Consider the following 14,352-nt stretch of genomic DNA (forward strand, 5'->3'; position numbering starts at 1 on the left):
CTCGTCGCCGTCCCCCCACCGGCGCGCCGTGCCGCGCGCCGGACCAGCACCCGAGGTCAGTACCCCTGACCGGAAGGAGTTCTCCGCATGCCCGCGATACGCGCGACAGGAGTACACGAGGGCGAGGGCCAGGCAGGCCCGTACGCCACCGGCCACCGCGGCCACGGTCCGGCCGGTGCGGCTCTCCGGGAGGCGGCATGATCGGCCGCCGCGGATTCCTCGGCGCGGCCGGGGCGGCCGCCGCGGTGGTGGGTTTCGACCCGCTCGGCGGCGGATGGGTCACCCGGGCCGAGGCCGCGCACCGGCCCGGGTTCGACCGCGCCCCCGCGCTGGACGGCGAACTCGTGCTCGACCGGCCGTCCCGGGAGGCGGTCTCCACCGACCTGGGCAACATCGTCCACCACACGCCCCGGGCCGTCCTGCGACCGCGCTCGACGCGCGACATCGCCGCGATGGTGCGCTTCTGCCGGGCCCGCCGCATCCCCGTCTCGCCCCGGGGCCAGGCGCACACCACCTACGGGCAGGGCCTGAGCGGCGGGCTGCTCGTCGAGAACCGGCACCTGGACCGGGTCCACTCCCTCGGCCCGCACGTCGCCGAGGTGGACGCCGGGGTCCGGTGGATGGACCTGGCGAAAGCCGCCTACGCGGAGACGCCCCGCAGGACGCCGCCGGTGCTCACCGGCTACACCGGGCTGACCGTGGGCGGGACGCTGTCCGTGGGCGGCATCGGCGGCCTGGTCGGCGGCCTGGACACCGGGTTGCAGGTGGACCACGTGCGCGAGCTGGAGGTGGTCACCGGCGACGGGGCCGTCCAGCGGTGCTCACCGCGCCGCGCGCCCGACCTGTTCCACGCGGTGCTCGGCGGACTCGGCCAGTGCGGTATCATCACCAAGGCGGTCGTCGAGCTCGTGCCGGCGCCGGAGCGGGCGCGCACGTACACGCTGGACTACGCGGACACCGCCCCGTTCTTCCGCGACCTGCGCACCCTCCTCGACCGCACCGGCGTCGACCACGTCTACGGCGAGTTCCGCCCCGCCGGCTCCGGCATGGGCTACACCCTGCACGCGACGGCCTTCCACGCTGCGGACGCGCCGCCGGACGACGCGCGCATCCTGCGCGGCCTGGCCGCCGAGCCGCAGGTCACCGACACCGGCTACCTGGACCACGCGTTCTCGATCGACCGGGCCATCGACGCGCTGCGCGAGACGGTGGGCTGGGACCGGCTCGTCAAGCCGTGGTTCGACGTGTGGCTCCCGGGCTCGTCCGTCGAGCCGTTCTTCGGCGACGTCGTGGACGCGCTGACGCCGCGCGACATCGGCGCCTACGGGGCGGGGCTGATCTACCCGCAGCGGCGTGCGCGCACCACGCGGCCCTTCCCCCGGCTGCCCGCGCCGGACGACTCGCCCTGGGTGTTCGTCGTCGACGTCAACACCGTGTCCGAGACCCCGGAGCCGGGCGCGGCCTACACCGAGGCCATGCTCGCCCGCAACGAGCGGCTCTACGCCCGCACCCGCGACGGTTACGGCGGCACGCTGTACCCGATCGGCTCGGTGCCGTTCACCCGGCGGGACTGGCGCGCCCACTACGGCGAGGCGTGGCCGGCCTTCCAGGCGGCGAAGCGGCGCTACGACCCCGCCGGCGTCCTCACCCCCGGCCCCGGGATCTTCGGACGCCGGTGACCAGCACCGCGGCCGGGCCGACGCCGTCAGGCTCCCGGAGCCGGACCCCCGGGGCCGGGGTGGTCCCGGGGGACGCCCGGCGTGCCGGGACCACCGGGCCGGAGCCGCCCAGCCGCGCCGGGGCGGCCCCGGCCCCGGGCGCCCGCCCCGGGGCGGGCGCCCGGGGTCAGCCGCCGGTGGCCGCGAGGGCGCTGCGCACGTCCTCGGCCGCGTAGTAGGTGCGCCCGGCGCTGCGGCGGCGCGCCCATCGGTGCTCGCTGGCCAGCCGGTACACGCTCCCGCGCGGAATGCCCCACAGGGCGGTGACGTCCGCGGGGCTCAGCCAGCGCGGGCCGCGCGTCGGCGGCCCCGGGGCCGGGGCGGCGGACCGCGCGGCGGGTTCGCCGCCGGTCCGGCGCGGCGCGGGCGCGGTGCCTTCCCGGCGGCCCGGGGACAGCCACTCCGGGCCGCTCCAACTGTGCGCGGGGTCGGCGTCGCACGAGACGCGCGCCGGGTCGCGCCGCCGCCGCGGGGGACGGGCGGTCAGGCGCCCGCCGCAGCCGTCCGCCACGCACGGCCCGACGACCACGCGCCCCGCCTCTTCGGGACGGGCCACGCCCTCGACCCGGGCGAGCACGTCGGCCGTCTCGGCGGCGAACTCCCCCGCGGCCGCGTGCCGGACGAGCACGGCGAGGTGGTCGCGCAGAAAGCCGCACAGCTCGGCGGCGGTCCGGCGGGGCGGGCGGGCCCCGGTCAGCTCGGCCGTCAGCCCGGCCCAGGAGGCCAGCACGCCGAGCGCGGCGTGGCGCACGTCCGCCGCCGAGGCGTGCAGCGTGCTCACCGGGCGCCGCGAGGGGCCGGGCGGCCGGGCCCACGAGGGCGCGGGGGTGCGGAAGTGGCGCTCCCCGCACTCGCGGTAGAGGGCGGGCAGGCGCACCAGCGCCTCGTGGAGCCGGGCGCGGCAGGAGGGGCACAGGCTCGTCCCGGCCACCGCGCGCGCGGCCCGCTCCGGTGCCGCCGCGCACCCCGGGCCCGCGCACCTCGTCCCCGCTCCGCCGGTTCCCGCCCCGCGCGTCCGTACCGCTCGCGTCCCCTCGCACCCCGTTGCCATCTCCATGCCTTTCGCTCGTTCCCGACAACCGCTGTTCGACGCGCTCCCGGCACGCCGCCCACCCGTATTCCCGGAATCACTTCCGCCGACCCCGCCCAGGCCCGCTCTGACCCTTTTATGAGAACACCTGCAACACGCTTGAAGATTCTCTGACAGTCCATTGACGGAGCCACTGTTGACCGGCCCCGAGGGGCGAAGATAGAAATTTCTACAGTGCGCTTCGACTGTGTCCGCCGGCTGCCCCGAGCAGCGTCCGCTACGGAACACCGAAGGAGCACGACCAGTGGATTCCACTCGTGAGTGGGCCGAGAAAGAAGATCTCGCGGACCCGCTCTCCACTTTCCGTGAGGAATTCCTCCTGCCAGACGGCGTGATCCAACTGAACGGCAACTCCCTGGGGCCGCTGCCCCGCGCCGTTCCGGGGGCCCTGGACGACGCGGTGCGGCGCCAGTGGGGCGCCCACCTGATCCGGGGCTGGAGCGAGGACGGGTGGTGGGACGCCCCCGTGCGGGTCGGCGACCGGATCGGCCGGCTGATCGGCGCCGGGCCCGGCCAGACGGTCGTGGGCGACACCACCTCCTCGCAGCTCTTCAACGCGCTCACCGCCGCCGCGCGGCTGGTGCCGGGCCGCCGCGTGCTCGTCTGCGACGCCGGGAACTTCCCCACGGACCGCTACGTGGCCGCGTCGGTGGCCCGCGTGCTGGACCTGCGGCTGGTCGAGGCGCCGATGAGCGATCTCGCCGGGGTGCTGGCACGGCACCGCGGCGAGGTCGGCGCGGTGCTGTGCGGCGCGGTGGACTTCCGCACCGGCGAACTGTGGGACGTCGCCCGGACGACGGCCGACGTGCACGCGGCGGGCGGCGTCGCGGTGTGGGACCTCAGCCACGCGACGGGCGCGGTGCCGGTGGCGGTGGACGACGCGGGGGTGGACCTCGCGGTGGGCTGCGGCTACAAGTACCTCTGCGGCGGCCCCGGCGCCCCCGCCCACCTCTACGCCGCCGCGCGCCACCACGGCGCGCTGGACCTGCCGCTCACCGGCTGGCACGGCCACGCCCGGCCGTTCGACATGGCCGACGCCTTCGTTCCCGCGCCCGGCGTCGACCGGGCCCGCACGGGCACGCCGCACGTCCTGTCGCTGCTGGCCCTGGAGGCGGCGCTGGCGCCCCTGGAGGCCGCCGGGGTGGCCGCGGTGCGGCGCAGGAGCCTGCGGCTGGGCGACTACCTGGTCCGCCTGCTGGCCGACCTGCGCGACGCGGACGACGCCCCGGCGGCCGCCCGGGAGCTGGCGGTGGTGACGCCGTCCGCCCCCGGCCGGCGCGGCAACCACCTCACCCTGCGGCACCCCGAGGCGCCCGCGGTCGCCGCCGCGCTGGGGGAACGGGGCGTGGTGAGCGACGCGCGCCCGCCCGACCTGCTGCGCTGGTGCCTCAACGGCCTGTACGTCTCCCACACCGACGTCTTCGACGCGGTGGCGGCCCTGCGGGACGTCCTGGCCGAGCGCCCCGCGGCCGCCGGGCCCACCGCGCCCGGGACCGCCGCGCCCCGGACCGGCTCCGCCGACGGCGGGCGGGAGGTGGCCGCGTGAGCCGGACCAACCCCTACGTCGACTACGCCCGCATGGACGCCCTGCACGCCCTCCAGGAGCCGCGCACCGGGTCGCCGTTCGAGATGTCGTTCATCCTGCTCAGCCAGGTCAAGGAGCTGCTGTTCCGGATGGTGCACCTGGAGGTGGACCAGGCCAGGGCCCGGCTACGCGAGGACCGCGGCGAGGCCGCCTGCCGGGCGCTGTCGCGCGCCGTGCGCAGCCAGCGGGTGCTGATCGGCTGCTGGGAGAGCATGAACGCCATGCCGGCGGACGAGTTCCTGGTCTTCCGCGACGCGCTGGGCGAGGCGTCGGGCACCCAGTCCTTCATGTACCGGCTGCTGGAGTTCACGCTCGGCAACCGGGACACCGCGATGGTGCGCTCGGCCGACCTCACCGCCTTCCCCGAGCTGCGGGCGGAGCTGGCGCGGCCGAGCCTGTACGACGAGGCGCTGCGGCACCTGGCCCGCTCCGGGCTCCCCGTCCCCGAGCGCCTGACCGACCGGGACCCGTCGGCCCCGTACACCGCCGACGAGGACGTGGAGCGGGTCTGGCTGACCGTCTACCGCGACCCGCGGGGGCACCGCTCCGCCTACGACCTGGCCGAGCGCCTGCTGGAAGTGGCCTACCAGTTCTCGCACTGGCGCGCCGCCCACCTGCTCGTGGTCGAGCGGATGCTCGGCGGCAAGCGGGGCAGCGGCGGCAGCGACGGGGCCGCCTGGCTCCGGACGATCAACGAGCACCGCTTCTTCCCCGAGCTGTGGACCATGCGCTCGCTGCTGTGACAGCCCGCCCCCGACCGGAGGGAACCCGTCATGAACGAACTCGGCCTCACCATGGGGCGGGAAGCCTACGCCCACGCGGTCGCGGAGCAGGACGTCGAGCGGGAGTTCACGCTGCTGGACAGGGAGTGGGTCCAGCTCGGCGGCGTGCTGGGCGGGGAGTACAACCACGCGACCGGGCTGTTCGCCTCCTGGCTGCCGTACGAGGGCACCGGCCACCTGCTGGAGATGGGCTGCGGCTGCGGCGTCGCCTCGGTCGTCGCGGCGCTCTCGGGCGTGCCCCGGGTGACGGCGCTGGACATCAACCCCGCGGCCGTGCGCACCACCGAGCTCAACGCCCGGCGGCACGGGGTGGCCGACCGGGTCAGGGCCCGCACCAGCGACCTGTTCGACGCGCTGGAGCCCGCGGAGACCTTCGACCTGATCTTCTGGAACTCGCCGTTCATCGAGACCCCGCCCGAGCAGGGGCACGGCTCCGCCCTCGCCTACCACTTCTTCGACCCCGGCTACGCGATGCACCGGCGGTTTCTCCACCAGGCCGCCGGGCGGCTCGCCCCCGGCGGCCGCCTGTTCCTCGGCTTCAGCTTCGCGATGGGCAGCGCCGAGCGGCTCGGCCGGGTGGCCGGCGATGCCGGTTTCGGCGTCCGCGTCCACCGGCAGGAGTCCTTCTCCGTCCCGGCCGCGGAGCTGGGCGGCTCCCCGGTCTACCGCGCGCACGCCGACGACCGGGCCCACGTCCACCTCGACTTCACCCTTCTGGAGTTGCCCCGATGAGCGTCGCTCCCCCCGCCACCCGGACGGTCCCCTTCCACGTCCCGCACACCGCCGAGCGGCAGGACGCCTACCTGCGCCGGGTGCTGGACTCCGGGGACCTGGACGGCGACGGCCCCTTCACCGCCCGGGCCGGCGAACTGCTGACCGGGCTGACCGGTGCGCGGCACGTCCTGCTGACGCCCTCGTGCACCCACGCGCTGGAGATCGCCGCGCTGCTGCTGGACCTGGCCCCGGGCGACGAGGTGGTGATGCCGTCGTTCACCTTCGCGCCGACGGCCAGCGCCTTCGCCCTGCGCGGCGCCGTGCCGGTGTTCGTCGACTGCCGCCCGGACACCCTGACCCTGGACGAGTCCGCCCTGGAAGCGGCGATCACCGAGCGCACCCGGGCCGTCGTCGCCGTGCACTACGCGGGCGTCGCCGGTGACCTGGACGCGATCCGGCGCGTGGCCGACGCGCACGGCGTCCCCGTCGTCGAGGACAACGCGCACGGCCTGGGCGCGTCCTACCGCGGCGCTCCGCTGGGCGGCGTGGGCGCGCTGGCGGCGCTGAGCTTCCACGCGACGAAGAACGTGCACTGCGGCAAGGGCGGCGCCCTCCTGGTCAACGACGACGCCCTGGTGGACCGGGCGACGATCATCCGCGACCGGGGCACCAACCGGCACCAGTACTTCCGCGGCCAGGTCGACAAGTACCGGTGGGTGGAGCTGGGTTCGAGCTACCTCCTGCCCGAGCCGCTCGCCGCCCTGCTCGCGGCGCAACTGGAGGAGTTCGACGCCGTCCAGGCGCGCCGCCACGCGGTGTGGGACACCTACCACCGCGCGCTGCCCGAGTGGGCGGCGGACCAGGGCGTCGCGCTGCCGGCCGTGCCCGAGGACAACGCGCACTCGGCGCACCTCTACCACCTGGTGCTGCCCTCGGCGGCCGACCGCGCGGCGCTCCTGCGCCACCTCGCCGACCGGGGCGTCCAGGCCACCTTCCACTTCCAACCGCTGCACACCTCCCCCGCGGGCGTCCGGCACGGCCGCGCCGCCCCCGGGGGCTGCCCCGTCACCGAGCGCGTCGCCGACCGCCTGGTGCGCCTGCCGCTGCACACCGCCCTCAGCGACGCGCAGGCCGAGCAGGTCGTGGACGCCCTGCGCTCCTTCCGCACCGGCGCGGTCCGCGCCGCCGACCGAGAGGACCCGCGATGAGCACCGACGCCGTCCGGTTCGTCACCGCGTGCCGCGTGTGCGGCAGCCGCCGGTGGCAGGAGGTGGTCTCCTTCGGCAGCGTGCCGCTGGCCAACGGCTTCGTGGACGCCGCCGAGGCGGACGCGCCCGAGGAGGCGTACCCGCTGGAGGTGGTCTCCTGCCGCGAGTGCCGGCTGCTGAGCCTGACCGCCGTCGTCGACCCGCACCTGCTCTACCGCACCTACTCCTACGTCACCTCCGACTCCGAGACGATGGCCCGGCACATGCGCACGGTCGTGGAGCGGTGCGGGGAGCGCGCCGACCTGGCCGGGGGCGGGCTCGTGGTGGAGCTGGGCAGCAACACCGGCGACCAGCTCCTGCACTTCCGCGAGGCGGGCGCCCGGGTGCTCGGGGTGGACCCGGCGCGCAACCTGGCCCGCGTCGCCGAGGACCGCGGCGTGCCCACCCTGCCCGACTACTTCGACTCCGCGACCGCCCGGGAGATCGCCGCCACCCACGGGAAGGCGTCGCTGATCCTGGGCCGCCACGTGTTCGCCCACATCGACGACGTGGCCGACGTGCTCGCCGGGGCGCGCGAGCTGCTCGCCGACGACGGGCTGTTCACCATCGAGGTGCCCTACGCCGTCGACCTGGTGGAGCGCCTGGCGTTCGACACCATCTACCACGAGCACCTGTCGTACTTCCTGATCAGCACCCTGGACCGGCTGTTCGCCCGCCACGGGCTGCGCACCGTCGACGTGGAGCGGCTGGCGGTGCACGGCGGGTCGGTCCTGGTCTCGGCCGGGCGGGCGGACGGCCCGTGGCGCACCCACGACCGGGTGCGCGACCTCATCGCCGGCGAACGCGCCGCCGGCTACCTGTCCGACGGCGTGTACCGGGAGTTCGGCGCCCGCGTGCGCCGCACCTGCGCGGAGCTGACCCGGCTGGTGCGCGGCCTCGTCGCCGACGGCCACCGCGTCGCCGGATACGGCGCCTCCGCCAAGGGCACCACCCTGCTCAACCTGTGCGGCCTGGGCCCGGGCGAGCTGGAGTTCTGCACCGACACCACCCCGCAGAAGCAGGGCCGGCTCACCCCGGGGACCCACGTGCCGGTCCTCGCCCCCCGGGACGTGCGGCGCCCCCCGGACTACTACCTGCTGCTCGCCTGGAACTACGCCGAGGAGATCATGCGCAAGGAGACCGCCTTCCTCGAAGCCGGCGGCGGCTTCATCGTCCCCGTCCCCGAACCGACCGTGCGCACCGGGGCGGTGGCGGCCCGATGACGACGACACCGGAGCACTCCGCGCCCGAGCTGGGCGCCCTCGTCCCCGTCCTGTTCGGGCACGCCGCCTTCCAGCAGCTCAACGCCGGCTGCCAGCTCGGCCTGTTCGACCTGCTCGACGCCGAAGGGCCGCTGCCCGCCGGCCAGGTGGCCGAGGACCTCGGCCTCGACCACCGGGCCGCCGACGTCCTGCTGCTGGGCACCACGGCCCTGGGCCTGACCGCGGTCGAGGACGGCGCCTACCGCAACGGGCCGCCCGTGGCCGCCGCCTTCCGCGCGGGGCTGTGGCCGGTGCTGCGCGACATCGTCGAGTTCCAGGACCGCGTCTCCTACCGCCCGGCGGCGGACTACGCCGAGTCCCTGCGCACCGGCGAGAACGCGGGCATCCGCCACTTCCCCGGCACCACCCGCGACCTCTACACGCGGCTGTCGGGCGTGCCGGGCCTGGAGGAGCTCTTCTACCGCTGCATGCACTCCTGGTCCCGGCTGTCCAACCCGGTGCTCGTGGAGCGCACCGACTTCTCCGGCACGCGCCGCGTCCTGGACGTCGGCGGGGGCGACGCCGTCAACGCCATCGCCCTGGCCCGCGCCCACCCCGCCCTGCGGGTGACGGTCCTGGACCGGGCGGGGGCGCTGGAGGTCGCCGAGCGCAACATCGCCGAGGCGGGGCTGGCCGACCGGATCGACACCCGCGCGGCGGACCTCTTCACCGACGCCTACCCCGGCGGCCACGACTGCGTCCTCTTCGCCCACCAGCTCGTCATCTGGTCCCCCGAGCAGAACCTCGCCCTGCTGCGCAAGGCGTACGAGGCCGTGGAGCCCGGCGGGCGGGTCCTGGTGTTCAACGCGTTCAGCGACGACGACGGGGCCGGACCGCTGTACGCGGCGCTGGACAACGTCTACTTCACCACCCTCCCGTTCCGGCACTCCACCATCTACCGCTGGGAGCAGTGCGAGGGCTGGCTGCGCGAGGCCGGCTTCACCGGCGTCCGGCGCACCACCGGGCGGAGCTGGACCCCGCACGGCGTGGTCAGCGGCGTCCGGCCGGGGCCGTGAGCGGGCCGCGCGCGAGCGCGGCCGACCGCGCGGCGCTGGACCGGGAGCTCTCCCCCAGCACCCGGGCCCGGGACGCCGCGGGCACCCTCGCCCGGTACCGCGCCCGCAGCCTGGCCGCGCTGCGCACGCTGGAGCACCGGGCCGACGTCGCCTACGGGTCCGACCCGGCCGAGCGGCTGCACCACTTCCCGCCCCGCCGCCCGGGCGCGCCGCTGCTGGTCTTCGTGCACGGCGGGCACTGGCAGGAGTCCGGCAAGGAGGACGCCTGCTTCGCCGCGCCCGCGCTGGTGGCGGCCGGGGCCGGGTACGTCGCCCTGGGCTACGGACTGGCGCCCCGGCGGCGGCTGGCCGAGCTGACCGCGTCGGTGCGGCGCGGGCTGGCCTGGGTGACGGAGCACGCCGCCGCGCTGGGCGGCCAACGCGACGCGGTGCACGCGGCGGGCAGCTCGGCCGGCAGCCACCTGGTGGCCATGGCCGCCGGCGGCCCAGGCGGCGTCCCGCTGGCCGGGCTCTGCCTGCTGAGCGGCCTGTACGACCTGAGCCCCGTGGTCGGCAGCTACGTCAACGACGCGCTGGGCCTGGACGCGGCGGGCGCCCGCGAGCAGAGCCCGCTGCACCGGTCGCCACCGCGCGCCGGGCGGGTGCTGCTGGCCCGGGGGCGGCACGAGACCGACGAGTACGCCCGGCAGCAGCGCCGCTACTCCGCCGCGCTGCGCGGCGGCGGGCGGCCGGTGACGGAGCTGGTGGTAGACGACCGCGACCACTTCGACCTGCCCCTGGACCTCGGCGACCCCGCGACGCCGCTCGGCCGCACGGCACTCGACCACCTGGGCCTGCTCCCCCGGACCGAAGACGGCCGGGAGCCGGACGCGGGGGCCGAAACGGCGGACGCGGGCCGGCCCGGTGACCGCGACGGCCGGGCCCGGGGCGCCCGGTGACCGGTACGACGGAAACAGGAGGGTGCCGCATGCACGCACGGGAACTCGGCGTCGCCGGGGCCCTGGAGATCACCCCGCCGGTCCACCCGGACCGGCGGGGGACGTTCTGCCCGGTGTACCAGGAGGCGGACTACGCGGCGGTGCTGGACGGGCCGCCCTTCCGCGTCGCGCGCACCGCGCTGAGCGTCAACCACAGCGGGGTGGCGCGCGGCGTCCACTACCCGCGCCCCGGGTCGGACACCGCCAAGGTCGTCCTGTGCGCGGCGGGCACGGCGCTGGACCTGGTGGTGGACGTGCGGGTCGGCTCCCCCACGTTCGGCCGCTGGGACGCCGTCCGCCTCCGGCCGGACCGGCCGCGCGCCGTGTACTGCCCGCCGGGCGTGGGCCACGCCTTCGTCGCCGAGGCGGCGGGCACGGTCGTGGTCTACCTGCTGTCCACCCCGTACCGGCCGGAGGACGAAGGGGCCGTCTCCCTGAGCGATCCCGCGCTCGGGCTGCCCCTGCCGCGCGGCGGCGAGCCGGTCGTCTCCGACCGGGACCTGGCCGCGCCCGCGCTGGCGGAGGCGCTCGACCGCGGGCTGCTGCCGCACTACCGACCGGACGACGGCGGCGGCGCCGGGGGCCACAGTCGAAGGAGGACTGAGACGTGAAGGGCATCATCATGGCCGGCGGGTCGGGCAGCCGGCTCAAACCCCTGACCGGCGTGGTCTCCAAGCAACTGCTCCCGGTCTACAACAAGCCGATGATCTACTACCCGCTCTCGGTCCTCATGCTGGCCGGGATCCGGGACATCCTCGTCATCTCCTCGCCCGGCCACCTGCCCCTGTTCCGCTCCCTGCTGGGCGACGGCAGCCGGCTGGGCCTGCGGCTGGACTACGCCGAGCAGGAGCGTCCCGGCGGCATCGCCGAGGCCTTCCTGATCGGCGCCGACCACATCGGGGACGACTCCGTCTCGCTGGTCCTGGGCGACAACCTCTTCCACGGCCCCGGCTTCTCCGCGCTGCTGCGCGACCGGGCCCGGCGGCTGACGGGCTGCACCGTCTTCGGCTACCCGGTGCGCGACCCGCAGCGCTACGGCGTCGCCGAGGTGGACCGCTCCGGGCGGCTGCTGGGCATCGAGGAGAAGCCGCGCCGCCCGCGCTCCGAACTGGCCGTCACCGGCCTGTACATGTACGACAACGACGTGGTCCGCATCGCCCGGGGGCTGACCCCCTCGGCCCGCGGCGAGCTGGAGGTCACCGACATCAACCAGGTCTACCTGGAGCGCGGCAGCGCCGAACTGGTGCCGCTGGGCCGGGGGTTCGTCTGGCTGGACACCGGCACGCACGACGCCCTGCTGGAAGCCGGGCAGTACGTGCAGATCCTGGAGCAGCGCCAGAGCGTGCGCATCGCCTGCGTCGAGGAGATCGCCTACCGCATGGGCTTCATCGGGGCCGACGAGCTGGTGCGGCTGGGCCGGGACCACGACCACACCGACTACGGCACCTACCTGGTCGACCTCGCCCGGCGGGCGGAGGGGGAGCCCGGGCGCGTCCCCGACGTCCCGCCGCCCGAGTTCGCCGCCGACCCCGCCGGACTGCCGTCCCTGACCTCCCCCGCGCCGGGGCAGTAAGGAGCTGACCATGCGCTACCTGTTCACGTCGATGCCCGTCTCCTCCCACCTGATGCCGCTGGTCCCGCTGGCGCACGCCGCCCAGGCCGCGGGCCACGAGGTGCTGGTGGCCACCTGCGGACCCGCGCGGCGCACGGCGGTCGCGGCGGGCCTGGTGACCGCCGAGGCCGGCGCGGCCCGGCAGGCCCGGCAGCCCTACGACGACCTGCTGCGCACGCTGGAGCGGGCCGGGGCCGGGTCAGCGCCGGACGACGCCACCTCCCTGGCCGTGCACGGCCGCGCGTTCGGGGAGGTGGGCGCCCGGATGCTGGACGACCTGGTGCACATCGCCCGCACCTGGGGCGCCGACGCCGTGGTCTACCCCGGCATCCACTCCGCCGCTCTGGTGGCGGCGCGCGCCGCGGGCGTCCCGGCGGTGCTGCACGGGTACGGGACGCCGCTGCCCACCTTCGGCCCGGCACTGGACCACCTCGCGCCGCACGCCGCCCGCGCCGGAGTGGACAAGGTGACGGAGGCGGAGATCGAGATCGACGTCCTGCCCCCGTCCCTGGCCAACTTCACCGACGTGCCCACCGACATCGGCCGCCCCGCGCACCACCTGGCGATGCGCTACGGCTGCTTCAACAACGGCGGCACGCTGCCGCACTGGGCGCTGCGGCCGGGCGAGGTCCCGCGCGTGGTGGCCACCTGCGGGTCCTCGGCGGCCATGACCCGCGACGGCGCGCTCTACCGCGACATCGTCCACGCCACCGGGGAGCTGGGCGCGGAGCTGGTGCTGCTCACCGCCGACGCCGAACTGCCGAAGCTGCCCGCGGCGCTCCCCCCGCACGTGCGGCCCGAGCGCTGGGTGCCGCTGCGCGCCCTGCTGGACGGCTGCGACGCGATCGTCCACCACGGCGGGTCGGGCACCGTGCTCAGCTCGTTCGCCGCCGGGGTGCCGCAGGTCTCGCTGCCGATGCCGGGCACGGTCAACGTCAGCAACGCCCGCACGGTGGCCGACCGGGGCGCCGGGCGGACCCTGGACATCGACGCGGACGGCCCCGGCGCGGTCACCGACGCGCTGCGCGAGGTGCTGCGCGACCCCGCGCCCCGGCGGGCGAGCCGGGAGGTCGCCGCCGAGATGGCGGCGATGCCCGCGCCCGCCGAGGTCGTCGCCCGCGTCGGTGACCTGGTGGCCGGCGGACGCGGGTGAGCCGCGCACACCCCGCGACCGGCCCGGGCCGGCACCCGACGACCGAGGAGGAACAGCCGTGAGGATCGCTGTCGTGGGCGGTGGCCCGGCGGGGCTGGCCGTCGCCGCGTTCGCCCGGCTGGCCGACCCGTCGGCCGACGTCACGGTGTGGGAGCACCGCCGGGGTGAGGACACCTACGGCTTCGGCGTCATCCTGCCGCCCGCCGCGCTGGAGACGGTCCACCGCGCCGACCCGCCGCTGGCCGACGCGCTGGCCGCCCGGCTGACGGCGTGGGACGAGATCACCGTGCACCGCCACGGCGGGTCCCGCACCTCCCGGGCGCCCCGCCTGGGCGCGGTGGGCCGCCGGGACCTGCTGCGGGTGCTGCGGCACCGCTGCGCGGAGCTGGGCGTGCGGCTGCGCCAGGGCGCCGCCGCCCCGGACACCGCCGCGCTCGCCGCCGGGCACGACGTGGTGGTGGCCGCCGACGGCGCCCGTTCGGCCATCCGGACCGCGCTGGCCGACCGGCTGGGCACCACCACGGAGCCGCTGGCCCCCGACTACCTCTGGCTCGGCGCGGAACGGGCCGCCGACTCGCTCGCCTTCCTCGTCGCCGACACGCCGCGGGGCCCGGTGACCGCGCACACCTACCCCTACGGCCAAGGCCGCAGCACCTTTCTGGTGGAGGCCGCGCACCGCCCGGACACCGACGCGCTGGCCCGGCTCTTCGCCGAGCCGCTGGGCGGCGCGCGGCTGCTGGCGAACGGCTCGCGCTGGAGCCGCTTCCGCCAGGTGCGCAACACCGCCTGGTCCAGCGGCAACGTGGTGCTGGTCGGGGACGCGGCGCACACCGCGCACTACTCGATCGGGTCCGGCACCCGGCTCGCGCTCGACGACGCGGCCGCGCTGGTGGCCGCCCTGCGCACCGAGCCCTCGGTCCCGGCCGCGCTCGCGGCGTACGAGGCGGCCCGCCGCCCGGCCGTGGAACACGCCCAGCGGACCGGGCGGGCGAGCGCGGCCTGGTTCGCCGGCCTGAGCGGCGCGGACGGCGCGTCCCCCGAGCGGTTCCTGGTGGACCTGCTCACCCGGGGTGGCCGGATCTCGATGGCCGACCTGGCCGTCGACGCCGCCGACGCCGCCGACGCCGCCGGAGCGCCGTCGGCGGGCACAGTGGTAAGCGGCCGGTGACACACGCACGACGACAGGGAGACGGAAG

At 76.4% G+C, this 14,352-nt stretch carries 13 protein-coding genes; 12 read left to right on the forward strand and 1 reads right to left on the reverse strand.

What is annotated here, in order from left to right; all coding sequences use genetic code 11:
- The first annotated feature begins 197 nt into the window (after window positions 1-197).
- Entirely contained in the window at window positions 198-1,679 is a 1,482-nt protein-coding gene (locus tag OSB71_RS05280) for an FAD-binding protein (protein ID WP_265944709.1), read from the forward strand.
- 166 nt (window positions 1,680-1,845) lie between these two features.
- Here the strand turns inward: OSB71_RS05280 and OSB71_RS05285 are convergent, their stop codons facing one another.
- Window positions 1,846-2,649 (reverse strand): helix-turn-helix domain-containing protein, encoded by an 804-nt coding sequence (locus OSB71_RS05285; protein WP_265944711.1) that lies wholly within the window; start codon window positions 2,647-2,649, stop codon window positions 1,846-1,848.
- 403 nt (window positions 2,650-3,052) lie between these two features.
- Here OSB71_RS05285 and OSB71_RS05290 point away from each other — a divergent pair, with 403 nt between their 5' ends.
- From OSB71_RS05290 to OSB71_RS05340, 11 genes are read left to right on the forward strand one after another with little or no spacing between them, the layout of a single operon-like run.
- Window positions 3,053-4,354 (forward strand): aminotransferase class V-fold PLP-dependent enzyme, encoded by a 1,302-nt coding sequence (locus OSB71_RS05290; protein ID WP_265944713.1) that lies wholly within the window; start codon window positions 3,053-3,055, stop codon window positions 4,352-4,354.
- Complete coding sequence (locus OSB71_RS05295; RefSeq protein ID WP_265944715.1) at window positions 4,351-5,136, forward strand: tryptophan 2,3-dioxygenase; 786 nt, start codon at window positions 4,351-4,353, stop codon at window positions 5,134-5,136. Before OSB71_RS05290 ends, OSB71_RS05295 begins: the two co-directional genes overlap by 4 nt.
- 30 nt (window positions 5,137-5,166) lie before the next feature.
- On the forward strand, window positions 5,167-5,907 hold the full coding sequence (locus tag OSB71_RS05300) for a methyltransferase (protein WP_265944717.1): 741 nt from the start codon (window positions 5,167-5,169) through the stop codon (window positions 5,905-5,907).
- Window positions 5,904-7,097: a dTDP-4-amino-4,6-dideoxygalactose transaminase gene (gene rffA, locus OSB71_RS05305; RefSeq protein WP_265944719.1), complete on the forward strand. Its 1,194-nt coding sequence runs from the start codon at window positions 5,904-5,906 to the stop codon at window positions 7,095-7,097. The genes OSB71_RS05300 and rffA overlap by 4 nt, the downstream gene beginning before the upstream one ends.
- Complete coding sequence (locus tag OSB71_RS05310; RefSeq protein ID WP_265944721.1) at window positions 7,094-8,359, forward strand: class I SAM-dependent methyltransferase; 1,266 nt, start codon at window positions 7,094-7,096, stop codon at window positions 8,357-8,359. The genes rffA and OSB71_RS05310 overlap by 4 nt, the downstream gene beginning before the upstream one ends.
- A complete protein-coding gene (locus OSB71_RS05315; protein ID WP_265944723.1) occupies window positions 8,356-9,414 on the forward strand; it encodes a methyltransferase in 1,059 nt (352 codons plus the stop codon). Before OSB71_RS05310 ends, OSB71_RS05315 begins: the two co-directional genes overlap by 4 nt.
- Window positions 9,411-10,352 carry an alpha/beta hydrolase gene (locus OSB71_RS05320; RefSeq protein ID WP_265944725.1) on the forward strand — a complete coding sequence of 314 codons (942 nt, stop codon included), beginning with the start codon at window positions 9,411-9,413 and terminating at the stop codon, window positions 10,350-10,352. The genes OSB71_RS05315 and OSB71_RS05320 overlap by 4 nt, the downstream gene beginning before the upstream one ends.
- Before the next feature lie 29 nt (window positions 10,353-10,381).
- Entirely contained in the window at window positions 10,382-11,002 is a 621-nt protein-coding gene (locus tag OSB71_RS05325) for a dTDP-4-dehydrorhamnose 3,5-epimerase family protein (RefSeq protein WP_265944727.1), read from the forward strand.
- Window positions 10,999-11,964 (forward strand): glucose-1-phosphate thymidylyltransferase RfbA, encoded by a 966-nt coding sequence (rfbA, locus tag OSB71_RS05330; RefSeq protein WP_265944729.1) that lies wholly within the window; start codon window positions 10,999-11,001, stop codon window positions 11,962-11,964. Before OSB71_RS05325 ends, rfbA begins: the two co-directional genes overlap by 4 nt.
- 10 nt (window positions 11,965-11,974) lie before the next feature.
- Window positions 11,975-13,156, forward strand: coding sequence for a glycosyltransferase (locus OSB71_RS05335; RefSeq protein ID WP_265944731.1), 1,182 nt, complete (start codon window positions 11,975-11,977; stop codon window positions 13,154-13,156).
- Between the two features lie 58 nt (window positions 13,157-13,214).
- Window positions 13,215-14,324, forward strand: a complete 1,110-nt coding sequence (locus OSB71_RS05340; protein ID WP_265944733.1) for an FAD-dependent monooxygenase — start codon at window positions 13,215-13,217, stop codon at window positions 14,322-14,324.
- Window positions 14,325-14,352: the final 28 nt, after the last annotated feature.

Source organism: Streptomyces marinisediminis, from assembly GCF_026262575.1.
Lineage (GTDB): Bacteria > Actinomycetota > Actinomycetes > Streptomycetales > Streptomycetaceae > Streptomyces > Streptomyces marinisediminis.